Genomic DNA, 25,469 nt, shown 5'->3' on the forward strand with positions numbered 1-25,469 from the left:
GTCTTGTGTCGCGGCTGTCGTCCGTTCGGGCGACAGCCTCCGTATAGCAATGAGGATTGCAGATGTGGATGGGCCGGATTGAGTCTTTCCGGTCAAGAGATTGACTCTTCTCGCTACCTTATTATCCTGGTAGTTGCATTCTATGCAAATGTCAGAATTTTTGTCCGATTGCGAAAAGCGCTTCTCGAAAATTGGTGGGTGCCGGCCTCTGTGCCGGCACATTTTTCAAGGCAAATCAACTGGTTCTGCCTGGCAGGGACGCCGGGCACTACCGTTTCTTATAAAGGGTAGGTTGTTCAAAAGGTCAGAAGTTGTGTCACCTACTGTATCTTCAAAGAATACGATAAGAACAAACGGTTGGAGAGCAGGTAATCCAATATGCCGCATGACATCGCCGGAAAACTGATGAGCGCGGAGGATGCCGTCCGGAGATTTGTTTCCGATGGAAGCCAAGTAGCTCTGGGTGGATTCACCGTCAGCCGCAATGCAATGGCCCTGGCCCGGGAAATTATCAGGCAGAAAAAGAGAAACCTCTATATTGTCTGCCACTCCCACGGTCAGTCTCTCGATCTCTTGATTGGAGCGGGGTGCGTTCGGAGACTGGAGATTGCCTACGGAGGCACAGGGCGTTTTGCACCTACGTGCATACGATTCAGAAAAGCGGTCGGCGCGGGACAGATCGAAGTCGAGGATTACTCAAATTATCAAATGAGCCTGCGATTCCTTGCCGGAGCCATGGGACTTCCTTTCATGGCCACCAAGTCAGGGCTCGAGACGGACCTCGTCAAGGTGGAAGGATTTGCCGCGGAGGTCAGGGGCACGGGAAAAGTGCCTTCAAAGAAACTCACGGTCATGAGGAATCCGTTCAACGGCGAGGAGGACAAAGTCGTGCTGTTGCCGGCGCTGAATCCTGATGTTGCATTGATTCATGCCCAGTACGTGGGCGAGGATGGCACCGTACGGATGAAAGGTCTGACCTTCGCCGATCTGGAGCAGGCCCGATCTGCGGATCACGTGATCGTAACATGCGAGGAAATTGTTCCACGCTCTTTCATCCGAGACGATCCCGACCAGAATTCACTTCCTTCTTTTCTGGTAGACGCAGTAGTGAAGGCACCGTTCGGAGCCCACCCAACGGCGTGTTACTCTTTTTATGATTACGATCCCCAGCATCTCAATCTCTACAAGGATGTTGCAGCGCGTGACGACCTGTTTAGCGAATATCTGGACGAGTGGGTCTACAGCGTGCCCAATGAAGAAGCGTATTTAGAAAAAGTCGGCGTTGCGAATCTCATGAAAATCAAAGCCAATCCTGCAATTGGCTATGCTCCGGGACTGGACAGGCGGTAAGGAAGATCGAAAATGAAAGCATATAGCCCTCGGGAAATGATGGCCACGAGCGCGGGAAGAATGATCGGCAACGGCGACGTGGTGTTTGCCGGCACAGGCATTTCCATGCTTGCCGCTACGGTGGCAAAACGAATTCATGCCCCGGACGCAGTGGTTTTTTTTGAGACCGGCGGGATAGATCCTTCGCTCGAGGAGTTACCCCTGGCGGTTGCAGATCCTCGCGTCATGTCCGGCGCTGCCATGAATGCCGGGCTGATCGAGGCCTTCTCTCTTCTGGGCCACCGGCGACTGCATACTATAGCGTTTTTGGGAGCAGCGCAGATCGATCGTTTTGGAAATCTGAACTCCACGGTGCTGGGAGATTACCGCAATCCGCGAACCAGGTTTCCCGGGAGCGGGGGAGCCTGTGATGCCGCATCGCTCGCCTGGGGCGTAATTGTTTTCATGCAGCACGATAAGCGGCGCTTCGTGGAGAAGTTAGACTATCTCACCAGTCCCGGCTGGCTTTCCGGAGACGATTCTCGGAGGCAAGCGGGGTTTTCCCGCGGCGGTCCCATAGCCGTGGTTACCAATCTCGGCATTATGCGTTTTGATGACACCTCCCGGGCCATGTACCTTTCGGAAGTCTATCCCGGAGTGGAGGTTCAAGAGGTTGTCGTAAGTACAGGATTTGAGATGGATGTTTCCCGCGTCCGGGAAGCCGATCCCCCCACGGAGGAGGAACTGAGAATCCTCCGAGAAGAAGTGGACCCGCAGCGGTTGATCCTGGGCCCTCCTGCGTAATACCAATATGGCTTTCAAAGCAAGTAATATCCGGGAGCCTTTTTGTAAAAAGGGTTCCCGAACCCTCCAAAAGACTTTTAGCACTCGCCCAAGCCCATAGTTTTTCTATTAGAAAAATCATAGTCTTGGGCGAATATTATGGCAGATGACATAGTTTCTGACCTTTTGAACACATTGTCCTTTAAAAGAACGGTAGGGGCCGGCGTCCCTGCCGGCCCGAACCAGTTGATTCTTATTTGAAAAATGTGCCGGCACGGAGGCACGGCACCTACCAATTGCGAAGAAGTGCTTTTCGCATTGGATGCTGTTTTATACACTTCCCATGAAAGGTCTTGGGAAGGAGCTGGCCCCGCCAGACTCGGGGTTACAAGAAGGATTTCCCAGAGGTTCGCTCTTCTTGGATTACGCGCGCAGCCACTGTGGGAACGGACTAAACGGAATTCGACTGCTGAAATTTTCGAGCTACCTTGATGAAGTATCTGATAGGAATAGTTAGCGGTTCTCCACGCAAAGTGACAATATCGGACTGAAATGTAATAGGACCTTCGACGAGGTTAATTTGTTTGAGAATGCCTTCAGATAATTCCCTTCGAACCTCTTGAGCCAGGATAAACGAAATTCCCATGTTTCGTTCAATGTACCCCAGTATGAAACTGAGATTTTCGGATTCCGCAACGACTGACAGCTTGACTCCCGATTGATTGAGTCTCTTTAAGATGACTTCCCGCGAACCTGATCCTGGTTCCCTGATAATGAGTGCCTCGTTTGTCAGATCCTTTAGCGACACCTCGGTTCGCTGGGCCAGAGGATGATCGGGCCGAGCCACCAGTATGAATTTGGCTCTTGCAAACGGAATGGGACGCATGGTTGAATCGTAAGTGCTATTCGCCACAATGACGAGATCTTCCTTGCGTCTACGCAGGCGAGTTAAAAGCTCTGCAGAATTGCCTTCGCTCAAAATCACCTGCACGCCGGGAAATTTGCTCTGGAATTGTGAAAGAACATCAGGCATGAGCGTGAAAGCGTAACCCTTTGTTGTTCCTACTCTGAGGCGTTCCGCCTGTCCCTTTTGTGCCTGTTCCAGCAAAGAACTTATCTGGGCAACTCTGCTGAAAATTCGTTTTGTAAGTAAGAAGATGGCTTCGCCGGTGTCAGTAAGCCGGTATGTGGTGCCATCGCGGTAGAAGAGTTTGACTCCGCAATCCTCTTCAAAGCCGTGCAAGTGCTGGGATATCGCAGGCTGGGACACTCTGAGATGAGCGGCAGTACGGGACATACTGCCGGAAAGGCAGAAATAGTGAAATATTTCGAGCTGCTTGAGATTCATGTTTCCTCTCGAACAAGCAATATATAGTATACATCATAAGAAAATCTTATAAAAGTATAACTTTTTTCTGGGTTGACTTCCTTGTCTTAGACGTTGAGAATAATCTCTTAAAGACACGGTTTTTCTCGTGGGCTTTGGATGGTTCTATTTTCCACTATCTTCACAATCTGACTTCAAAAAAACGCGAGCGTGCAGATCCAACTTTCGGACCGTAAGAGGATCATCAGTATCGGGGCAAATAAGATGCCAAAAAGCCGATAGATGCTGCAGTACAAAAGCGGATAAGTATCCAACTAACAGCGGACGCATACAGGTAATTTAAAGACAAGTCTATGTAAGGGGATCCGGATGTGGTCCCTATTTAACTTTCGCCTCGCACCGGCGGACTAAGGTGACGTCGTGTACTTTGAGCCGGGTAAAGAGATGAGCCTGTGAAACGCGTTATTGTGGGAATCAGCGGAGCGAGCGGCACTATCTATGGCGTGCGACTGCTGCAGGTGCTGAAAGAAATTCAGGACATTGAGACGCATCTTATTCTTACTCGTGGTGCAAAAGTTGCCATGGAACATGAGACCTCATTCAGACCTGAAGAATTGGAAGCCTTTGCGGACCATGTGCACTCACCGGAAAACCTTGCCTCCTCCATTTCTAGTGGATCCTTTCTCACCGAAGGTATGATCGTTGCCCCGTGTTCCATGAAAAGCCTTTCCATGATCGCAAACTCATTCAACGACAATCTGCTCGTTCGCGCGGCTGACGTGATTCTCAAGGAGCGTAGAAAATTAGTTCTTATTCCGCGGGAGACTCCCTTACACCTCGGACATCTCCGCCATATGATTGCGATTACTGAAATGGGCGGTATCATCCTCCCACCGGTTCCTTCCTTCTATCATAAGCCGCGAACTATACATGACATTGTCGATCAAACCATAGGAAAAGCTCTCGACCAACTCGGCATTTCGCATGATCTGTTTCAACGATGGGCAGGGAGATGAATAAAGAACAAAAGTTCGGAGATTTTTGACATCGGGAGCTTTGATCGGCATCGGAGCCGGATAAGTTCGGAGCGAACTGAAACATCGACAGTTCAGGTTTAGGAAGGGGACAACGGTCGTCCCGCTTTGGAGGGACGCGAACCAAAACCGAATAGGAGGTGGAGAGACATGGCCGAAATGAAGTTTCCCGATCCGCATAAGGCGGAAATCATTCCAGGAACTGAAGGCTGGGAACGCATGTATCCTTATCATTATCAGTTCTCGGAAGACGACCCTGAACGTGCACAGTACGAAAAGAGCATGTTCTGGTTCTACGACGGGCTTCACTACCCCGAACCGATGTACCCCTTTGATATTATTTGGGATGAAGCGTGGTTTCTTGCGCTATCGCAGTTCAACACAAGAATCTTCATTGTGCCTCCGGCCATGGGCATAGATCACCGTATCCATAATGGCTACATCTATATCACTCCACTTCCAGTTTCAGATCCTGAAGAAATTCCTAAACGTGTAGAGCTCTTTATGAAAAGAGCAGGATACTACTATCAGAATTGGGACAAGCTCCACGATCAATGGGAAGACAAAATGCGCTCCGTGATCAAAAAACTTGCGGAGCTAAAGATTCCGACCCTCCCTGAAATGGAAGATGAATCGGTTGTCACGGAAGGGCTTGGTGTTTCCACTGGTTACAAACTCCTTAAGGCCTACGATGAACTGATCGATCTCGGTATTCTCACCTGGCAGTATCATTTTGAATTCCTCAACCTCGGATACGCGGCATACGTCGTTTTTGTGGATTTTTGTCAGAAAGCATTTCCGGACATCCCGCTTCAGAAGATTACTCAGATGGTAGGCGGTATAGACGTCATCATCTACCAGCCGGACGAAGAATTGAAAAAGCTTGCAAAACTCTCGCTCGATCTGGGCGTTGACGAGATCGTGATGAGCGGCAATGGCGCCCAGTCGGTATTTGACAAGATGGATGCCACGGAAAACGGCAAGAAATGGATGCAAGCTTTCGAAAAGGCCAGAGAGCCCTGGTTCCATGTGTCTACCGGAACCGGTTGGTATCACCATGACTCATCCTGGAATGACGATCTCGATATCCCGATTTCGGCAATGCGGATTTACATCGAGAAACTGCGTAGAGGAGAAAACATAGAACGACCGACAGCCGATGTGCGAGATGAAAGCAATAAACTCGTGAGCGAATACCGAGCTCTTTTGAGGACTGATGAAGATAGACAGACCTACGATCAACTCCTTGGAACCGCGAAGACGGTGTTTCCCTATGTGGAAAACCATCTCTTCTACGTAGAGCATTGGTTCCATAGTCTTTTCTGGAACAAAATCAGAGAAGTATCTCGTATTCTGGTTGAATATAAGTTTTTTGATGATGTTGAAGACATCTGGTACATGAAGCGTTCTGAAATCAAGGACGCCCTTTGGGATGTCGTTACCTCCTGGGCCACGGGCTCTAAGCCGCGGGGGCCTCTCGTATGGCCGAAGGAGATAGCGTGGCGCAAGGATGTCATGGACAAATTCCGTCAATGGATCCCGCCGGATGCTATGGGTACTGTCCCTGAAAGCATTAATGAGCCGTTCACGATTGTCCTCTGGGGAATCACCTCGGACTCCATGACCAATTGGGCGAAACTCAAGGCAGTTGCAAGCGGAGATGTAAGCAAAATAATCGGATTCCCCGGCTCACCGGGAATTGTGGAAGGCACGGTTCGAGTCTGCCGTTCCGTCAAAGAAATAGGCGAGCTCAAGGACGGGGAGATCCTCGTTGCTCCCACGACATCACCCAGTTGGGCACCTGCTTTCCAGAAGATTAAGGCTGCTATAACCGATGTTGGCGGAGTTATGTGTCACGCAGCCATCGTCTGTCGAGAATACGGCCTACCCGCAATAGTAGGCACCGGCTCGGCGACATCCATTCTCAAAACAGGTCAACGAGTCAAAATGGACGGCGCGACAGGGGAAATTAACATAATCTCATGATTCGTGTGGCGGAGGATCTGCAATGGAAATGTCCGAGTATGTGTTGCCCTTTGAGCAATGCGACATAACTATGGTGAACCGGGTCGGAGGCAAGTGTGCCAGTCTCGGAGAGCTTTTGAGGGCTCAGATTCCGGTTCCGCCAGGGTACGCTCTTACCACCCGGGCATATGAGCGTTTTCTCGAGGAAAACGGCATTCAAAATGCGGCGATCGACAGACTAAAGGGACTCGACTACAGCGATGTTGACGAAATAGACAAGGCCTCCCGGGATATCAGAACCTGGATCGAGGGGGGAAAATTCAGTGAAGAATTGGAAGATATCATAGCTGAGAATTATCGCGTCCTTTCCCGGCGCACCAGAATGCCGGCATTGCCCGTAGCAGTCAGATCCTCCGCCACAGCAGAAGACTTACCGGATGCAAGTTTCGCAGGCCAACAGGATACGTATCTTTGGGTTCGCGGCATTGATGATGTCCTTCACAAAGTGCGGAAGTGTTGGAGCAGTCTGTTCACTGCTCGAGCCATTTCTTACCGGCTCAAAATGGGATTCGATCATTCCAAGGTGCTCATAAGCGTAGCAATCCAGAAAATGGTTCGATCTTTTACAGCAGGAGTCATGTTCACTCTGAACCCGTCAACCGGCGATCGGGCAACGGTGGTAATCGATTCCAACTGGGGATTCGGAGAAAGCGTGGTATCAGGTGAGGTGACTCCCGATCAATTTCAAGTCAACAAAATCACAATGGATATTGTGAAGAGAACCGTCTCTGACAAGGCGATCTACTACACAACGGACCCGGAAACGGATGAAGTAAAAAAACTGGAAGTCGATGCGGAGCGCCGCCAGCAGCAAACGTTGCTGGACACTGAGATCATCAACTTGGTGGATCTGGCGAAGCGCATAGAAAAACACTATGGCAAACCCATGGACATTGAATGGGCGACCGAAAAATTTCTGCCTTTCAAGGGTGAAGTCTTCATTCTTCAGAGCCGGCCGGAAACCGTCTGGAGCCAAAAAGAGGTTAAGCCATTGGTACAACCCAGAAAGAGTGCCCTGGAGCATATTGTAGCAGGGCTGTTGTCTGGGAAAAAAGTCACGTAAACCGACCAAAATATAAGCCCGCGAGGGCTCTGCACAACGAATAGAGCCACGGAAAAAAAAAGATCCGGGGTTCAAAGGGATTTGTACGCCCTGTGAGCAAGCGAGAAACGGAGGAAGCAATCCATATGAAAGACATGAGAGATTTCGTGAAAGAAGGCTTGGAAAAGGGATTATGCAAGAAGATCACGGCTGAAGTCGATTGGAATCTCGAGCTCTCGCATATCGCCAAGCTGAATGAAGAGGCAAGCGGTCCGGCTCTGTTGTTTGAAAACGTAAAGGACTACAGCACTCCGGTAATCACCAGTGTGTGCACCACTACTCAGAGGCTTGCCATGATCATGGGACAGCCGCTCGATTCGACTCTGGTGGATCTTTATCAGGCGTGGGCCAAACTGGGCGAGAATCTGGTACCTCCCACATATGTCGACAAAGCTTTGGCTCCGTGCAAGGAAAACATCCTGTACGGCGATGATATCGATCTCTACAAATTTCCTGTCCCTCAGTGGTATCCGTTGGATGGCGGCCGTTACATCGGCACTGCACATTTTTTCATCAGCAAAGACCCTGAATCCGGATGGGTCAACCTGGGAACCTACCGGGCCCAACTCCTGGGCAAAGACAAAATCGGCACCCAATTCATCAAGGGCAAGCACGCAGACATCATGCTGAAGAAGTACCAGGCAATGGGAAAACCAATGCCTGTGGCCTCGATCATTGGATGCGATCCTCTGCTGTTCATCCTCGGAGCGGCACGAGTGTCCGCCTTTGTATCGGAATACGACGTTGCCGGCGCTCTCAGGGGAACACCCGTGGAAGTGGTCAAGGGAGAGACAGTCGATTTGCCCATTCCAGCGCATGCGGAAATCGTCCTGGAAGGGGAGGTGGATGCCAACAAATTCATGGAAGAAGGGCCTTTTGGTGAGTACACCGGCTATTACTCGGGAGTAGGCACCGACCCGCGCAACTTTATGGACGTGAAATGCGTGACTCATCGAAATAACCCGATTCTGTGGGGAACTACTGTCGGTCGAGCGGTCACCGACACGCACATGACCATGGCGCTTTCGTATGGTGCAACACTCTGGCAGCAGCTTCTTGCAATGAAAATTCCGGGGCTCAAAGCGGTGTACTGTCCGCCGGAAGGTTCGGGAAGATTTCTCGCCATCATTTCCATGAAGCAAATGTACCCGGGCCATGCCGACCAGGTCTTGACAGCAGCCATTTCCACGGAAATGGGAGCTTACGGTCTGAAGACAGTGATCGTTGTCGACGAAGATATCGATCCCTGGGACATCCCTCGAGTCATGTATGCGCTGAGCTTCAGGTTCCAGCCAAACCGTTCCCAGGTGATCAAGCGAGGTCGTTCAACACCGCTTGACCCCTCCCTGCCCATTGAATCGAGAGACATTACCGGCAGGCTGCTCCTGGATGCCACCATACCCTATGACTGGAAATACAAACCGATTCCCATCGAACTGGACCCGGCGATGGTGCAGCGAGTGAAAAGCAGGTGGTCCGAACTGGGATTCTGATGCGACGGCCGAGAAATCGATCGATCCATGTTGTTCCTTCGCCCTGTGCGAGAACACGCACCGATCCCTATTTTACCGAAATTCGATCACCAAGGAGGCCCACTTGAAACCGATTCGTTACAAAGAAGACATGGTGAATGAGTTCCTTAAAAACGGTTATTGGACCCATGAGACTTTTTATGATTTTTGGGAAAGAAATGCCCGCGAATACGGCGACAAGGAAGCCTTGGTCGATTCAAAGTACCGCTTGACCTGGGCCGAAGCGAAGCGCCTCGTGGATGCGATGGCCGTTTCATGGGTTGAAATGGGTATCCCGAAGCATTCCCGTATGATCGTCCAATCACCAAACAGCGTATATGGTTTCCTGGCCAGGATTGCATGCGAACGTGCCGGTCTGATCTCGCTGACAGTATATCCTTATCTTCGTCAGAGGGAACTGGAGTACATGGTCGAACGGACTCAGGCATCAGCGGTCATCATTCTGACTATGTACAACAAATTCAACTACCTGGAAATGTATGAGGGACTGCAAAAGCAGTTTCCGCATTTGAAGAATATCTTCCTGTTTGACGACGAAGTCCCTGCTTCCGCACCGGCTGGAACCTATTCACTTACGAGCATTGTTAACGAGCGGGCGCAAAAGCCAGTGAGCGAGTCTGCCCTGGCTGAAAGGAGACTCGATCCTATATGGGATGTCGCTCTGCTCACAACCACATCGGGAACCACCGGAATTCCCAAACTTGTGGAATGGCCGACAGCCCCTCGCGTGTGTACGTCCAAGGCTCGGGTAGATATCTGGAACCTTTCCAAGGACGACATTACCATGGCCATCGCACCACATGCCGGCGGAGCAGCCGGTACGCTAACCTATTTTGCTGCACCCCTGGCAGGAGCAAAGACGGTCATGCTGGAGGAGTTTTCTCCTGACGGGGCCTTGGCCCTTATCGAAAAGGAAAGAGCCACTGCCATAGGAGTCGTGCCCACTCACCTGGTAAGAATGCTCGATGCTGACGCCTCCAAGTATGACCTGAGCTCGCTTCGTTTTATCCGTTCCGCGGGAGGGTATCTTTCCCCTCAAATAGCAGAAGAAGCAGAGAAGGCTTTCGGTGCTTCCATTACCAGCGATCTGGGTACCCAGGACATGGGGTCCGTGTCCGGATGCCGGGTGGAAGACTCCAGAGACCTGCGTCGCAGAACCGTAGGTCGTATGCTTCCGGGAAATCAGGTTCGTCTCGTGGACGAATCGGGTAAGAACGAAGTGCCTGACGGAGAACCCGGGGTGCTTTACTTCAGAGGGCCCCACGCTCCGGCCGGTTACTACCGGGATGAAGAACTCACCGCGACCGTTTTCGATCCAAATGGCTGGACTACCACGGGCGACATCGTGAAATTCGACCAGGAATGTCTCTGGATACTGGGCAGAGCCAAGGACATGATCATTCGTGGAGGCCAGAATATTTATCCGGCTGAAATCGAGGGCTTACTCAACGATCATCCTAAAGTTGTGTCAGTTGCGGTCGTAGGATATCCGGACAGGGAAATGGGCGAGCGGGCCTGTGCTTACGTGATCCCGAGGAACGGCCGGGAATTTACGTTCCAGGAAATGGTGGATTTCCTGAAATCCAAGAATATAGCGATGTTCAAGCTTCCCGAACGGCTCGAGATAGTAGCCGAATTTCCGACTGTCGGCGATTCGGGGAAAGTGAACAAAGAGGTTCTCAAAAAAGAAATCAAAGAAAAGGTAGCCTCAGAGGGGAAATCCTGATGGAACGTATAGTCTTGCTGATATCCACCCTGGATACGAAATGTGAAGAGACGATGTTCCTCCGGGATAAGATTCGCGACCTTGGGGCATACCCTTTGGTCATGGATCTCAGTATGTCCAGGGATGTTCCCGGAGCGGACATATCTCCAGCCCAAATAGCTGAGGCTGCCGGCACGAATATTGAGGAGATAAGAGCCTCATCCGAGCGGAAAAAGATCACTAACCAGATGATTGCGGGTGCGGTGAAAACTGCTATGCATCTGTTCGGTGAAAATCGGTTGGGTGGCGTCATCGGCCTTGGCGGTTCCACCAGCAGTCTCATGGCAACTGAAGTAATGCGTGCCATGCCCTTCGGCGTTCCCAAACTGATGGTGTCCTCAACTGCTGCATTGCCGGGTCTATCCACGCACTACATAGGAACCGGTGATATATCCATTTTTCACACGGTCATCGAGATTTCCGGCTTGTCGAAGCCACTGTGCAATGTTCTGGAACGAGCTGCCGGAGCCATCGTTGGAATGGCATCGGCTGAACCGCTCACCGTGGAATCTGCACGATCCGAGGGACGGCCTCTGATAGCTCTTTCAATGTTCGGCCCTACGGAACATTGCGCGAACCATATTCAGAACCGTCTCCAGCGTGAGGGGTATCAGGTCATTGGATTCTCAGCGGCAGGTGTTTGCGATCGCGCCATGGAGCAGATGATCGGCCTGGAATTTTTCGACGGTGTAGTGGATCTTACTCCGGGTGGTGTTGGAGAAGAAATTCTCGGGGGAATGAGGGCCGCGGGACCGGAACGTCTGACGAGCGCCGGAAAGTTAGGTATTCCTCAAGTAGTGGCTCCTGGAGGCGTTAATCTGATGAGTCCCCGCAAATCCAGGTACAAGCCTGAATACCATCAGAGAAGAAAATATGATCTTGACGCGCTACGTACTTTCATCCGACTATCGGATGACGAGATGAAACAGGTTTCCGAAGTTTTTGTTGAAAAGTTGGCCGACGCTGCAGGGTCCACTGTACTGATGTTCCCGACTCAGGGCTGGTCTGCAGTGGATAGACCTTCAAGTCACATGTTTGATGCAGATCAGGATCGTATTTTCTTGAATGTCTTGAGAGAAAAACTTGGTGCGAGACTGGATATCAGGGAAGTGGATGCCAATCTAGAGGACGACCGCTTTGCGGAAGCCGTTGAAGAGGTTTGCCTGGAAGTATTCCCGACTCCCGGAACCGTCTGGAAATCTTCTTCACAATTTCATATCACCCCAGAAGGGAGATCACATGTTAGTGAAGAACTGGATGTTACCTCAGCAATTCTCGATTCCCAGTGACGCTCTGGCCGTCGAAGCAGTCACCATAATACGGGAAAACAATCTCAAGATGCTTCCCGTAGTTGATGGAGGGCGTCTTCGGGGTGTAGTCCATCGCCGCGATCTGAGTGAGGCCGCATACTGTGTTAGTGGCAGTGGAGATGTCTGTGAGCTAAACTACTTCTGCAATAAGCTCAAAGTAAAAGACGTCATGGTCCGAATGCCCCTGACGATCTCGGTAGATGATACGGTAGAGGAAACGCTTATCAAAGGACGGGATATGATGATGAGTACTTTCCCGGTCCTCGATGGAGAGAAAGTGGTAGGCGTTGTATCCGATAGGGAGATTTTTGTTACTCTTTTCAAACTCCTGGAAGCGGGGCAGCAGCGCCTTCGCGTGACCCTCACCGATGTCACTTTGGAGGGAGGAACGTTATCGAAGATACTTCGTATCGTTGATAATTGCGGCGGAGTCGCTCGCTCGATCTTTACCGTACCGGAAAAGAATGGGCAGGTGCGAGTAGTTTTGAGGGCAGAGTGCGACGACCCTGAAACCGTGAGGAAAGCCTTTGAAAAAGACGGATACAGAATACTGGAGTTTTCGGCATAAGGATTGAGAAGAAATTAAAGGGTGGTATTGTGGGATTTTGAATGCAAATTGATGTAAGAACAAGAACATTCAACCACAGTTAATTCTCGCTCCGTTACCCTTCACGAAGTGCGAAGGAGGTCCGAGTGCAGCCTACAGTCGCCATTGTAGCCACTCTTGATACCAAGGGCGAAGAGGTGGCTTACCTGAGGGAGTTGATCCAAGCAGATGGATGCAATACCATCGTCATAGACGTGGGCACTTTGCATCCACCAACTGCCACACCGGATATTTCCCGTAGCCAGGTTGTAGAGGCAGCAGGGTACGGTGTCGATATTCTCAACCGACAAAAGAATCGGCGGGCATCGGTCCAAGCGGTCATTGAGGGAGCTTCGGCGGTCGTTGCCAAACTCTACGATCAATCCCGGTTCGAGGCTGTTATGTCAGTCGGTGGTGGAACAGGCACTCACATAGGCATGAGTGTTATGCGTTGTCTGCCTCTGGGAGTTCCAAAGTTGATGGTTTCCACCGTTGCGTCGAGAGATATGAGTCAACTTGTTGGAACAAAGGATATCGCGGTAATGCATTCGGTGATAGATATACTCGGACTGAACCCTATCAGCAAACGCATACTCAAGAGTGCAGCCGCCGCAATCGTCGGAATGGCATCAAAAGCCGGGCCGATTGCATCAGAAAAGCCTATCATCGGATTGACTTCGTTCGGGTTCATCACTGAAGGCGCCACGAGCGTCAAGAAACTGCTGGAAGACACCGGATATGAGGTTGCTCCGTTCCACGCCAATGGAACGGGCGGCATGGCTATGGAAGATCTTATCGATCAGGGACTTATCGACGGTGTCCTGGATTTCGCTCTGCACGAGTTTTCAGACGCTTTGTATAATGGGTATTGCGGCGGAATAGGGCCGGGCCGTTTGGAGTCGGCAGGTAAAAGAGGCATTCCCCAAGTGGTTGTTCCTGGCGGCCTGGACTGCATCGTATTGGAATTCGACTCAATCGAGACAATGCCATCAGATATGAAAGGCCGCAGCGTGTTTTGGTACGACTTTCGGTCCGGAGTGCGTACGGATCGCTGTGATGTGATCCGCCTGGCCCAAATAATTGGCGAAAAACTCAATCGATCCAACGGTCCGGTTCGCTTTATAGTTCCTCGTTTGGGCTGGTCGGAAGCAGATTGCCAAGGGGGCCCTCTTTTCGATCCTGAAACCAACAGCGCATTTTTGGCCGAATTGAAGAGCATCCTTGACAGCCGCATTCCTGTGATAGAGGTGGAAGCTCATATCAACTCAAAAGAATTTGCAGCAGTGGCAGTGTCGCATCTCCATGAATTGATGAAATCAGCCTCAACGTGTTCGGCAGAAGCCCGGAGGGTGCTATCTCAATAATGAGGTCGATCGGAACATGTTACTGACACCAGATTGTATCCATTGCATCTTCAGAGCCTCACTCAATGCAATCCGAAGCTTGACAGACGACGAAGCGATTACGAAACGCTTGTCTCGGAGAATTCTCGAAATTCCCGCCCTGAGAGGTCTCGAATGGTCTGTTACGAGTCCCCAGGTGATCGAGTCCGCGTGGCGCACGATCACAGAGACTTTTGGAGAAAAGGATCCCTACGAGCAGCTTAAAGAGCGGCAGACCTTAAAAGCGATTGAACTGTACCCTAGATTGAGAACACTCATTGACGAATCTCCCCGTCCAGTGGAGACGGCGATCAAGCTCGCAGTGGTGGGAAACTGGATCGATTTAATGTGGATGCAAGGTTCCGATGATATTGAGTTTCTAGTATCCGAACTCGAGAAACCAGTCGCTCACTCCAAGTCACTCGAGAGAGTCGCAGATGAAATATTGTCCGCTGAACGTCTGGTTTACCTTGGGGATAACGCAGGTGAGATAGTATTCGACAAGCTCCTTATTGAAACAATACTGCGTTTTCATGAAGTCAAAACGTATTACGTGGTTCGCAGTCGGCCCACATTGAACGATGCGACTCTCAGAGAAGCCCGGATGGCGGGAATGCAGGACATCACACTTGTTCTCGAAAACGGAATTGATGGACCTTTTCCTGGAACATCTATTCCGAGATGCTCTGAACGAGTCCAAGAGTTGCTCACTGAAGCCGATCTCGTAATCTCCAAGGGCGGAGGTAATTTCGATTCACTACATGAAGAGAGGCGCCTTCTCAAAAAGATTGCTTTTCTTCTTGTGAGTAAATGCAATCCGTACGTGTCTCATTTCGACGTTCCACTCAAGCAGCCTATAATCTCACTCTATTCCGATGGGAAACAGGCATAGTATGGTCCTCTTCCGAGTAAGAAGCTACACATTTAGACGGTTCGGTGGTGGTTGAATCTGAAGATGTGCTGAGAATTCTTACTCTAGTGGAAATTTGATGCGGACTTCCGTACCTTTGTCATTCACGATATCAATACTGCCGTTCAGTTGCCTCACAAAAATCCTTACCAAATGGTAACCAAGCGACTGGGATTCCTGAGGTTTAGTATCCTCTGGAAGACCTATTCCGTCGTCCCTGACCACAAATTCCAGATCGCTGTCCTTCAGAAGTCTGAGAACCACGACAATTTCTCCGTTCTTGACCTCAGGAAAGGCATGTTGATAACAATTTGAAATGAGCTCTGTGAGGATGAAGCCCAGAGGAAAGGCTTTCTCTATGGACAGATGAAGTGCCGCGATTTGTTGCCTTATCTCGATCTTTTTTCCTACGATAGAGAGAGACTCTCTGAGTTGTTTCAGCAGATTTCCCAAGTATTCGTCGGTTCTTATGCTGGAAACATTTTCCGATTTATAAAGCAGCTCATGACAGAATGCCATAGATCGAATTCTATGCTGGGTATCTTCAAGCATCCGAGAGAATTCGGAGTTCCGGACGTGATGAGACTGGATCCGAAGCAGGCTCTGTATCAAAGCTAGATTGTTCCTAACCCTGTGATGAATCTCTCGAAGAAGGACTTCCTTCTCTTTGAGAGACGCCTTTATTCTTTCCTCAGCTTTCTTACGTTCGGTGATATCTCGACTGATGCCGCCAATGGCCATGATATTCCCTTGATGATCAAAAATTGGGAACTTTCTCGTGTCCACAATGTGTGTTCCACCCTTTCGGTCAATCCAGGACTGCTCTCTTATGAGTGGCGCCTTTGTTGCCATGACTTCTTCATCAGTCGTGCGGCTCTGTAGAGTGTCATCTTTGAGAAAGAATTCCTCGACGGTCCTTCCGATTACCTCCTGCCCATTTACACCAAAGAAATCCTCAAATGCCTTGTTTACCAGAAGGTGTCGCCGGTCGAGGTCCTTGAAATAGATGACATCCGGCAAGGCTTCAATAAGTGAATTGAGAAGCGAGGTCTTCTCCTGTAGCTTCAGTTGATCCTTCTTCCAATCTTCAACGTCCCTGGTGACAGACAGGATATGATGCTCTCCATTCAGTTCAACAATACGAGCCGATACGAGTCCGGAGCGTAATACTCCATCCCTGCGGCGGAATTCAATTTCAAGGTTATTCACATGTCCGAACTCTTTGAGTCCGTCAATGATACGCTCTCTATCAGTCGGATTTTTCCATATATTGATCTGCAGGGATGATTTTCCAATCACTTCCTCTTTCTTAAATCCGTATATCTCGGAAAATCCCGCATTTACGTCAACGTAGGCGCCATCACTGAGACGATTGATACATATGGAATCTGGGCTGGTCTGAAAGATAGTTCGAAAACGTTTCTCGCTTTCTTGGAGAATCTTCGCTGCCCCCTTTCGTTCAGCAATATCTCGTACCAGAGAGAGGATAACTTTTGTATTCCCATATTCGATTGGCCCCAGTCGTATCTCGACAGGGAATGTCGTTCCATCTTTTCGTCTATGTGTTGATTCGAAAGTTGCTGGAAGATTCGGCCAGAATCTGGAGCTGTCTCCTCTCTTCTCCATATCCGGATCAAGGTCACCAACCGATAATGATAACAATTCATCTCGTGAATAGCCGGATGATATGCAAGCCTGCTGATTGACTTCCAGAAATCTGCCATGGAAATCGTGAACGAAAATTGCATCTGAAGCTTGCTCAATGAGGCTACGGAACCGTTCTTCGCTTTCTCTCAATTTCCGATCAGCCTCATGCTTATAAAGGGCAAATTCTATAACGCTTCTCATTTCCGGTACGTGGATTGGTTTGCTAAGGTAACCATACGGCTCAGATTTTCTGGCACGTTCGAGGATACTCTCCTCAGTTCCAGCCGCAAGATAAATCACAGGAATATCCAGTCGAGAGTGAATCATCAAAGCAGCGTCTATTCCATCGATTTCCCCGGGAAGACCGATGTCCATGAGAACCAAATCCGGATGCATCTTTTCGGCACTCTTGAGAGCTTCTTGTCCGGTGGAAGTAATCCCCGCCACATTGTAGCCAAGGTCACGCAAGGTCTCTGCAACGTCCCGGGTCAGCCCAGGCTCGTTTGCGCATATCAAAATTCTTGCGGCGGGATCGTGTTTCGTTGCACCAGTCACGGAAGATCCCCAGTTTTACTTGGTATTTCATTACCTTGTGAGATATTGAAGCAGTAATCCTAACAACAGTCAGGAACGAGGTCAAGAAGATTGCACTCGGACAAGTATCCATTCAGTTATACGTGGGAAAATCCTCCCTACCCCCTTTTATAAAAGGGAGGTAAAGAAGCAACCCGAAATTTCCCCCTTAGTAAAGGGGGGTTAAGGGGGATTTGGAAAGTTGGAAGGACTGTGATCCGAGAAATGATTCTCTCTACCCCGAGTAACTGAATCGTTACTCGGACAAACAGCTTTGAGTAGTAAGCATTGCACATTCGGCGTATTGAAGGACCTGGCCTAGAAGCTTCTTCTTGCGTCCCCTGCACACATCGTATTATAGCAGATGACGTAATTTCTGACTTTTTGAACACATTGTGCTTTAAATGAACGGTAGGGGTCGGCGTCTCTGCCGGCCCGAACCGGTTGATTTGTATTTGAAAAATGTGCTGGCACGGGGGCACGGTACCTACCAATTGCCGAGAAGTGCTTTTCGCAATTGGACACTATTTTATACACCTGCTATATATACGAGGATCTGGAGCGAGGCACAAAAAAGCACTTTTGGGGAAGCCTGTTGGATGACAATATCATGCTCATGTAGGATTGTGGCGGAGAAAATACTGCTTGAACACAGAATCCAGTTAGTTGAAGACAGTAAGGGCGGATATCACCTGCGTAAGGTCTCGAAAGACAGCAGGACTGTTCTTTCAAGCAATCCGGTTCACAGCGATCCGAGTGTACTCGCTGAGGCCAGAGAGTTGTTTCCCGATCTCCTGCCCTTCAGCGGACTTCCTGTGGACGCAACGTAGTCTTTCTTCCTGTTCCTTTCCGACACCTCATATTTCCCGAAGCACGAGATTTTCGGGAGTCGCTCGGGAAAAGCCCATATTTCTTCATCCTTGCTCTGAGAGTCGGTCGCGACATCCCCAACTGATCGCACGTCCTGCCTAAATGCCATTCGTTGGAATCGAGGACTTTCAGGATATGTTCTCGTTCCACCTCTTCCAGACTTGTGTTGCTTCCATGGTTTGAAGCAAAGGTGGGAGAGTCTTTCAGACAAGCCTCTGCGTGCTCTCTCGATAACACCGCAGAGGGACTGAGAACAGCACAACGGATCATCACGTTCTCCAGTTGCCGAATATTGCCCGGCCAATCATAGTTCATCAAGAGCTCGAGAGCTTCAGGTGAAAGACGTTTCGTTTCTGAGACGTTCTGATAAGCGGTCTTCTGAAGAAAGAAGCTTGCGAGAAGAGGAATATCGGACCTCCTGCTGCGCAATGGAGGTGCATCGATAGTCACGACTTTCAATCTATAGTACAGGTCCTCTCGAAACTTGCCCTCCTGAACCAGCTTAGTAAGATTTCGATTGGTGGCGGCGACTATCCTTGCATTCGAGAAGATGGGGCGATCCCCGCCAACTCTTACAAACTCCCCCGATTGGAGGAAACGCAAAAGCTTGCTTTGCATCAGTAGCGGCAGCTCTCCTATTTCATCGAATAAGATAGTACCCTCTCCGGTCAATTCCAGTCGTCCTTTTCGCGTGTCGGTGGCTCCTGTAAAGGCCCCTTTCTCGTAACCAAACAGCTCGCTCTCCACGAGAGAGTCTACCAGAGTCGAGCAGTCCATCACGGTAAAGGGCTTATCACTCCAGGGACTGTTGTAGTGAATGCTCCTGGCGATCAACTCTTTACCCGTACCGCTTTCTCCTTGAATGAGAACCGTCACGCGGGATTCCGAGACCAGAGCAATAGTCTTGAACACCTCTTTCATTCTGCGGCTTCGGGAAATCATATGCGGTCGGTGGTCGGTAGGGTTGAAGGCCTGATCCAAAGCCTCAACCTCACGATCCTGGTCTACAGCAGTGACCTCCAGGCGTCGTATCACCGCATCCATCTCAGCGATGTCAATTGGCTTATGAAGGTAGTCGAACGCTCCAAGCTTTATCGCCTGAATCGTGCTCTCCATGGTCTGAAAAGCCGTGATCACTATTACCTGCAGCTTGGGGAATCTTCCACGCAGCTTTTCCAGGACTTCAAGTCCGCTCATCCCCGGGAGTCGAATGTCCAGAATTACCAGTACAGGCCGGACCTGCTCCACCAGCCTGATCCCGTCCGGGCCATTGGCAGCCGTGTATACATCCCAGTTCCTGATCTTGAAAAAGATCTCCATAGACTCCAAAATGGAGTTTTGATCGTCAATGATGCATACTTTCGATTTCATACAAAGAGCTCATTTCTGCGGCAGCACCAGCGTGAAGGCAATACCTTGAGGTATCCGCTCCGTAACTTCTACACGACCCCCGTGAGCCTCCACGATTTTCTTGACGTTTCCTAGCCCTAAACCGATGCCTCCCGCTTTTTGACTGAAAAAAGGATCAAAAACATACGGCCGCTTCTCTTTGGGAATACCGGGGCCGTTGTCGGCAATTCGTATGTGGATGCTCGGTTGACCTTTTTCCCATGAAGCTCTGGAACTGACGAATATACGCCCTTGCTTCGGGAGTGCTTCGAGCGCATTGAGCAGCAGGTTGATCAAGGCCTGCTCCATTCTCTCGGGATCCACCCACACTTCTGTCACCTTTCCACTGAGCCGGCATAAGACTCTTACTCCCTGGTAGGCAATTCTCTGCTCCACTATTCGGAGACACCCTTCAACAAGGTCTCTAAGACTGACAAAGCGGCAATTCAAACGAAACGGGATGGTGAGGTTCATCATTTCCGTGATGCACCTTCTGATCTGCTCTATCTCGTGGAGCGTTGTTGACAGAAGCTTCCCGCGGTCTTTCTCCGGTAACTGACTTTCCGAAAACATCTGAACATTCATCTTGATCGCTGTCAGAGGGTTATTGACCTCATGAGCCAACGAGGCAGTGAATTTGGCCAGTGCGTTAAGCTTCTCCGCCTCTCGGGTCTTTCTTTCAAGCTCAACTCGCTCGCTGATATCCCGGCAGATACCGATATTGGCTGATTCACCCCCGTACGAAGTAAGCTTTGCCATTATTTCGGTCGGAAGCTGCCGACCGTCACGGTGTAGACGCAGGTATTCGAGCCGAGACGCCAAAACCGTACCGTCGCGACTGCCGGAATACGCGGTTCTGACCGCTGCACTCGACTCGGGGGCGACAAAATCGAGATAATGTCGTCCCAAAATGTCATGCGATTCATATCCGTGCATCTGTGCAAATGCATTGTTCGCATAGACTATCGTCCCATCGACCAGGACAAAGTAACCGTCATTGATATCCTCTACGAGTATCTTGTATTTCCGTTCAGACTCCGCAAGCTTTCGCGTCCTGTCCGCTACCTCCTGTTCCAGGAACTTGGCTTGATTACGAAGAAGTTCTTCGTGAAGATCCTGAAAATATGCGCTGAAACGGGTGACTGTAGAGACCATAATCTGGTGGAGACGAAGGAGAGTCTGCATTAAGAAAGGGGGCTGGATGTTCGCAACCAGCAAAGGGATCACGGTAGCGCGATATTGTTCGAAGGCCCGTTGGACTTCCGAAAGCGTAAACCCGCCGTGAAGTCTTTTATGCGCGATGAAGTTGATGAATTGACCGAGATCGGTCCATTGGTCGTCCACCAGTGCTTTCCGAAAGCAACTGGTAGCATAATCGATCAGCGTTGTGAGCTCTTCTGCCGGTTCGTCCGAATATCGTGAAGATTGGTCGTTGAGCATATGGTATGCCCAGGTCTCCACGATCTGCTTGTGATATCGGTCGAGAACGTCGGCGAGATCCACGAAGCGTCTCCTTAAACGGCTACTGTCATGCAGTATGGCTTCGTTCGATGTCCGAGTTTTCGTCAGGCGTGGGAGAAAGGCCCGCGATCGTCACGATATTCAAATATTCATCATACAGATGAGCGGTGTAAGGTGCAAGCAATTTTCAACAATATTGAAAGGCTTTTTCAACTGGTCCGGTTCGCCTCTATATTCCTTAAATCTCCTTCCGGTTGGCTTGTGATGCAGATTTGTCACTTCGCGTGCGAGGCTTACAGTTTTATGCGGCCTGGAATCTTACGAATAGATCCGAACACTGCAAAATTCTTTCAATCGGCCAAGCGTTTCCGATGAAGAAGATGAGGAATTCCTGGACCCAGCTCTTGGCACGTTAAGTGCACAGCCCCGATAACTGAAGCAAGACGGGCATGCCTGAAGCGGTAATAGTCGCAAAGGCAGAAGATTCACTCACCACACAGAGAGAAGCACTCAATAGACTAATTGAGAAAAGACTCCGCCGCTCGCAATTATCGAGCACTCAATCAAAATGATACGTCAGAATCCGAATCCAGGAGTTCTGAAAAATGTGACCTGTGGCTTATGGAGGTTTTAGATGTCGGCGCAGGGATTTCCTCACATTTTCGGTGAGGGTAAAGTAGGAAAATTTACAGTCGGAAACCGCATAAAATATGCGGCCTGTTGCGTAAGTAACTTCAACTCTCGGGACGGTTTTCTCACAGAGAGAGAATTCGCCCGCGATCAAGTGATCGCTCAAACCGGTGCCTCGATCATGACAAACCAGGGAGCATATCCCGACACCTCGGGAGAGGGTAAAGCCTATCATAGTCAGCTCTGTATCAACGACGACAGATACATTCCCGGTCTCCAGAGAATCTCCAACCTGTTTCACGACAACAACGCTGTAGCTATTCAACAGATACTGCATGGAGGACGATATGGCGGCATAGACTTGGGATACTGCGTTCAGCCTTCGGACACGCCGCAAACTCTGAAGCACTTCCGTCCGCCTCGAGCCATGAGTAAGGAAGAGATCCAACGAGCGGTCAACGATCATGCCGTGGCAGCGGAGCGGGCTGTCAAAGCCGGTTACGATGGAGTGGAGGTAACGAGCTTCCTGGGGTACTTGCTGAGTTGCTTTCTCTCTCCCTTTACGAACAAACGCACAGACGAGTACGGCGGCTCTGTGGAAAAGCGTGCACGGTTCATGGTGGAAATCCTTGAAGCACTCCGAAAGGCTGTCGGACCCGAAAGACTCGTGATCATACGTCTCAATGGCACGGAACTCATGGATGAGTACGGCGGGAACACTGTCGATGAATGTATGGAGATCATGAAAATAGCCGCAGGATGCGGTGTAGACATGATCAGCATGGTAATAGGCTGGCATGAATCGAGGCAGGGCGCATTAGGAAGAGACGTGAGCCGCACTGAATGGCTCCATCTGGCTGAAAAAGCCAAGAAACATATAGGAGACGTCCCTCTTGCGTTCGGACCCCGACTTTCCGACCCGTACGAGGCCGACAAGGCCATTGCAAATGGAGTATTCGATTACTGGGAAATCTGCCGTCCTCTCCTGAGCGATCCGGAGATGATCCATAAGATCGAGAACGGTACTCCCGAACGAATTAAGCCGTGCATTGGCTGTATGCTTTGCCTGGCAAAAATGTTCTACAACCAGCCGTACATTTGCGCGGTGAACCCGCGGCTCGGCCATGAAGTCGAACCCGAATACTCCATACGACCTGCAGCTTTCAAGAAGAAGGTCATGGTGGCAGGTGGAGGTCCCGGAGGTCTCGAAGCTGCAATCGCAGCGTCTCAAAGAGGTCACGACGTGACCATCTTCGAATCATCGGACGAGCTCGGTGGCGGGCTGATCCCATCTTCCAAGGACATCAGCGGCGGCCAGGTCTTGTTGGAGCTTCTCCAGTACTACAAGTATCGCGTGGAAGACCTCGGCATATCGGTTCGGCTCAATACGCCGGTCAATCGGCGAGTTGCAGCGGAATTCGATCCCGACGTGGTCATCGTTGCAACAGGGGCCGCAGTTAAGAAGCCGGAGATTCCGGGAGTCGATTCCGAAATAGTCTGGGATGCATGGAAAGCCTTGTCAGCTGAAAATTGGGTTAATGGCGGGCCGCACGTGGTCATTCTGGGTGGCGGCAAAGTAGGATTGACGGTTGCGGAAGTTTTGGCCGAGCAAGGAAAAAAGCCCGTCATCGTAGAATCGGACAAGCGGGTCGATTTCGACGTGTCCATGACATTCAAGTGGCGTCATAACGCACTGGTGAAGAAGCTCAATATTCAGGTCCTTACTGAAGCAAAACCGCTGAGCATCGAAAGCGGCTCCGTCAAAATCAGAGATAAAGACGGTCACGAACATGACCTTCCTGCGGACATGGTGATCTTGGCCGGTCCGATCGGGTCTCGCCAAGAGCTGACGAACGAGCTGGAGTATTTCTGTGACGAGTTGTACGTCGTCGGCGATGCGATGGTTCCCCGCAGTTTATACAACGCCATCCACGACGGTTTCAGGATAGGAGCACGAATCTAACCCATTTCAAGGAGGGGTAAGGACATGGAAGGCTTCACACCGTGGCCCATGGATTTCGCTGAGAAGTATCGATCCGCGGGCTATTGGATCGATCAGACAATAAGCGAGGTCATGGATGAGAGCTTTGCCAAATATGCGTCGCGAACGGCGCTCATCACATCAGGAGGACGAGAGTTCAAGTACAGCGACCTGGGAAATCTCGCCACTCGACTCGCTCTTCATCTAGTAAATCTCGGTCTGAGGCCCTATGACCGTCTCATCCTGCAGATGCCCAACATCCCCGAGGTGGCGATCACGTACCTCGCTGCTCTGAAAGCCGGGGTCATTCCGATAATGGCCCTCTTTGCTCACAGAGAAGCGGAAATCGGCTTTTTTGCCGAGCTGGCCGAGGCTCGAGCAATTGCAGTCGGAACTGCCTGGCGTGGATTCGATTATGAAGAGATGGCTGCAAATGTGCAAACCAAGAACCCTCAGTTGAAAATGGTCCTCGTTGCCGGGGGTGAACCCAAGAAAGGCAACTATTCCATTGATGCCATGCTTCAGGATCCCATCGAGAAGCGTATGGGGCTGAACGAGCTTCCCAGACAGGACCCCAATCTTCCCGCGGTTCTTCTTCTTTCAGGTGGAACGACAGGTATTCCCAAACTTATTCCGAGAACGCATAACGACTACACATACAACTTCCTCTGCAATGCAGATATTTGCGGGCTGAACGAGAATACGGTCAGTCTCGTTGCCATCCCACAGGAACACAATTTTGCAGTAGCGTGTCCCGGATTAAAAGGCGTCCTCTCCAAAGGCGGTTGCGAGATTCTCTCGGATAATCCGAGCCCTGAAGCGATGATGGAGCTGATTGCCAAGCATCATGTCACACATTGCATTGCAGTGCCGACCATGATTGTGGGTATGCTGAATCATCCCAACCGCCGGAAGTACGACATGAGCTCTCTGGAAGTGATCCTGACCGGTGGCTCGAAATTAAACCCGGAAGTCGCCTTGCGTATAAAGCCGGAACTGGGATGCGATGTACAGCAGGTACTCGGCATGGCCGAAGGCCCCCTGTATTGGACACGAAGAGACGACCCACTGGAAGTACAGCTCCACACTCAGGGGCGTCCACAATCTCCGGGGGATGAATTCAGGATCGTCGACCCGGTCACGGAGACGGATGTCCAACAAGGGGAGGTGGGGGAACTTTGGTGTCGAGGGCCGCACATCATCAGAGGCTACTATCGGGCGCCCGATCACAATGCCAAGGCATTTACGGAAGAGGGTTTTTACAAATCAGGCGACCTCGTTCGCCTGCATCACACAGGCAACGTGGTGGTCGAAGGTCGAATCAAGGACTGCATCAACCGAGGTGGCGAAAAGATCAGTGCTGAAGAGGTCGAAGATCATATTCTGGCCCATCCTGCAGTAGCCAACTGTGCCTATGTCGCTATGCCGGATCCTCTTATGGGAGAGCGAGCGTGTGTATACGTAATCCCGCGGCATGATTCGTCCATCAACCTTAAAACCTTGAATGAGTTTCTCCTGCAAGAGAGAAAAATAGCAAAATTCAAGCTACCTGAACGCCTGGAGTTAGTTGATGCCTTTCCCCTCACCCCTGTTGGAAAGGTCAACAAGAAAGCCCTGCGTCAGATGATAGCAGAGAGGGTAGAGCTGGAACGCCAAGCCAGTGGCGGCAAGCTCGACGGAACGAAGATACGATGAACGACGCCAACTTTTCTGTAATTCCTTGTCCCGCAGGGACTGAAGAAAATAGCCCGGTAATTCATTGCCGGGAAGTTGAGTATCAGTCGTCCCGCCGGGACTAGAAAATCATCATGTTTTCCCTTAACCGGCGATGAA

18 protein-coding genes are annotated in these 25,469 nt (G+C 50.5%); 14 read left to right on the plus strand and 4 right to left on the minus strand.

Annotation, left to right across the window (positions count from 1 at the left end; all coding sequences use genetic code 11):
- Positions 1 to 378: 378 nt before the first annotated feature.
- Positions 379 to 1,350 carry a CoA transferase subunit A gene (locus DESTI_RS04105; RefSeq protein WP_014808705.1) on the plus strand — a complete coding sequence of 324 codons (972 nt, stop codon included), beginning with the start codon at positions 379 to 381 and terminating at the stop codon, positions 1,348 to 1,350.
- 12 nt (positions 1,351 to 1,362) lie between these two features.
- Entirely contained in the window at positions 1,363 to 2,133 is a 771-nt protein-coding gene (locus tag DESTI_RS04110; RefSeq protein ID WP_014808706.1) for a CoA-transferase subunit beta, read from the plus strand.
- Positions 2,134 to 2,563: 430 nt separating this feature from the next.
- On the opposite strand, the gene DESTI_RS04115 is transcribed toward DESTI_RS04110, so the two are convergent.
- Positions 2,564 to 3,460 carry a LysR family transcriptional regulator gene (locus DESTI_RS04115; RefSeq protein ID WP_014808707.1) on the minus strand — a complete coding sequence of 299 codons (897 nt, stop codon included), beginning with the start codon at positions 3,458 to 3,460 and terminating at the stop codon, positions 2,564 to 2,566.
- A 431-nt stretch (positions 3,461 to 3,891) separates the two neighbouring features.
- Here DESTI_RS04115 and DESTI_RS04120 point away from each other — a divergent pair, with 431 nt between their 5' ends.
- The 9 genes from DESTI_RS04120 to DESTI_RS04160 all read left to right on the plus strand — a co-directional run bounded on the left by DESTI_RS04120 (position 3,892) and on the right by DESTI_RS04160 (position 15,067).
- The gene (locus DESTI_RS04120; RefSeq protein ID WP_014808708.1) at positions 3,892 to 4,455 is read left to right on the plus strand and encodes a UbiX family flavin prenyltransferase; all 564 of its coding nucleotides are present in this window, start codon (positions 3,892 to 3,894) and stop codon (positions 4,453 to 4,455) included.
- Between the two features lie 177 nt (positions 4,456 to 4,632).
- Positions 4,633 to 6,459, plus strand: a complete 1,827-nt coding sequence (locus tag DESTI_RS04125; protein ID WP_041286747.1) for a PEP-utilizing enzyme — start codon at positions 4,633 to 4,635, stop codon at positions 6,457 to 6,459.
- A 22-nt stretch (positions 6,460 to 6,481) separates the two neighbouring features.
- Positions 6,482 to 7,561: a PEP/pyruvate-binding domain-containing protein gene (locus DESTI_RS04130; RefSeq protein WP_014808710.1), complete on the plus strand. Its 1,080-nt coding sequence runs from the start codon at positions 6,482 to 6,484 to the stop codon at positions 7,559 to 7,561.
- Between the two features lie 125 nt (positions 7,562 to 7,686).
- Positions 7,687 to 9,093 (plus strand): phenylphosphate carboxylase subunit beta, encoded by a 1,407-nt coding sequence (gene ppcB / locus DESTI_RS04135; RefSeq protein WP_014808711.1) that lies wholly within the window; start codon positions 7,687 to 7,689, stop codon positions 9,091 to 9,093.
- A 103-nt stretch (positions 9,094 to 9,196) separates the two neighbouring features.
- Positions 9,197 to 10,858, plus strand: coding sequence for an AMP-binding protein (locus DESTI_RS04140; RefSeq protein ID WP_014808712.1), 1,662 nt, complete (start codon positions 9,197 to 9,199; stop codon positions 10,856 to 10,858).
- Positions 10,858 to 12,186, plus strand: a complete 1,329-nt coding sequence (locus DESTI_RS04145; RefSeq protein ID WP_014808713.1) for a Tm-1-like ATP-binding domain-containing protein — start codon at positions 10,858 to 10,860, stop codon at positions 12,184 to 12,186. The genes DESTI_RS04140 and DESTI_RS04145 overlap by 1 nt, the downstream gene beginning before the upstream one ends.
- Entirely contained in the window at positions 12,137 to 12,775 is a 639-nt protein-coding gene (locus tag DESTI_RS28400; RefSeq protein ID WP_014808714.1) for a CBS domain-containing protein, read from the plus strand. Before DESTI_RS04145 ends, DESTI_RS28400 begins: the two co-directional genes overlap by 50 nt.
- 125 nt (positions 12,776 to 12,900) lie before the next feature.
- Positions 12,901 to 14,157 (plus strand): Tm-1-like ATP-binding domain-containing protein, encoded by a 1,257-nt coding sequence (locus tag DESTI_RS04155; protein ID WP_014808715.1) that lies wholly within the window; start codon positions 12,901 to 12,903, stop codon positions 14,155 to 14,157.
- 16 nt (positions 14,158 to 14,173) lie between these two features.
- On the plus strand, positions 14,174 to 15,067 hold the full coding sequence (locus DESTI_RS04160) for a damage-control phosphatase ARMT1 family protein (protein ID WP_014808716.1): 894 nt from the start codon (positions 14,174 to 14,176) through the stop codon (positions 15,065 to 15,067).
- A 78-nt stretch (positions 15,068 to 15,145) separates the two neighbouring features.
- On the opposite strand, the gene DESTI_RS04165 is transcribed toward DESTI_RS04160, so the two are convergent.
- The gene (locus DESTI_RS04165; protein WP_014808717.1) at positions 15,146 to 17,287 is read right to left on the minus strand and encodes a PAS domain S-box protein; all 2,142 of its coding nucleotides are present in this window, start codon (positions 17,285 to 17,287) and stop codon (positions 15,146 to 15,148) included.
- A gap of 617 nt (positions 17,288 to 17,904) precedes the next feature.
- Between DESTI_RS04165 and DESTI_RS04170 the strand changes: the two genes are divergently transcribed.
- The gene (locus tag DESTI_RS04170) at positions 17,905 to 18,135 is read left to right on the plus strand and encodes a hypothetical protein (RefSeq protein ID WP_014808718.1); all 231 of its coding nucleotides are present in this window, start codon (positions 17,905 to 17,907) and stop codon (positions 18,133 to 18,135) included.
- Here DESTI_RS04170 and DESTI_RS04175 read toward each other — a convergent pair.
- Together DESTI_RS04175 and DESTI_RS04180 are read right to left on the minus strand one after the other, a co-directional pair.
- Positions 18,107 to 19,546, minus strand: a complete 1,440-nt coding sequence (locus DESTI_RS04175) for a sigma-54-dependent transcriptional regulator (protein ID WP_014808719.1) — start codon at positions 19,544 to 19,546, stop codon at positions 18,107 to 18,109. The genes DESTI_RS04170 and DESTI_RS04175 overlap by 29 nt on opposite strands.
- 9 nt (positions 19,547 to 19,555) lie before the next feature.
- A complete protein-coding gene (locus tag DESTI_RS04180) occupies positions 19,556 to 21,067 on the minus strand; it encodes a two-component system sensor histidine kinase NtrB (protein ID WP_014808720.1) in 1,512 nt (503 codons plus the stop codon).
- A 592-nt stretch (positions 21,068 to 21,659) separates the two neighbouring features.
- Here DESTI_RS04180 and DESTI_RS04185 point away from each other — a divergent pair.
- Together DESTI_RS04185 and DESTI_RS04190 are read left to right on the plus strand one after the other, a co-directional pair.
- A complete protein-coding gene (locus tag DESTI_RS04185) occupies positions 21,660 to 23,618 on the plus strand; it encodes an oxidoreductase (RefSeq protein WP_014808721.1) in 1,959 nt (652 codons plus the stop codon).
- Between the two features lie 24 nt (positions 23,619 to 23,642).
- Positions 23,643 to 25,331 carry a (2,3-dihydroxybenzoyl)adenylate synthase gene (locus tag DESTI_RS04190; RefSeq protein ID WP_014808722.1) on the plus strand — a complete coding sequence of 563 codons (1,689 nt, stop codon included), beginning with the start codon at positions 23,643 to 23,645 and terminating at the stop codon, positions 25,329 to 25,331.
- Positions 25,332 to 25,469: the final 138 nt, after the last annotated feature.

This window comes from Desulfomonile tiedjei DSM 6799 (assembly GCF_000266945.1).
Lineage (GTDB): Bacteria > Desulfobacterota > Desulfomonilia > Desulfomonilales > Desulfomonilaceae > Desulfomonile > Desulfomonile tiedjei.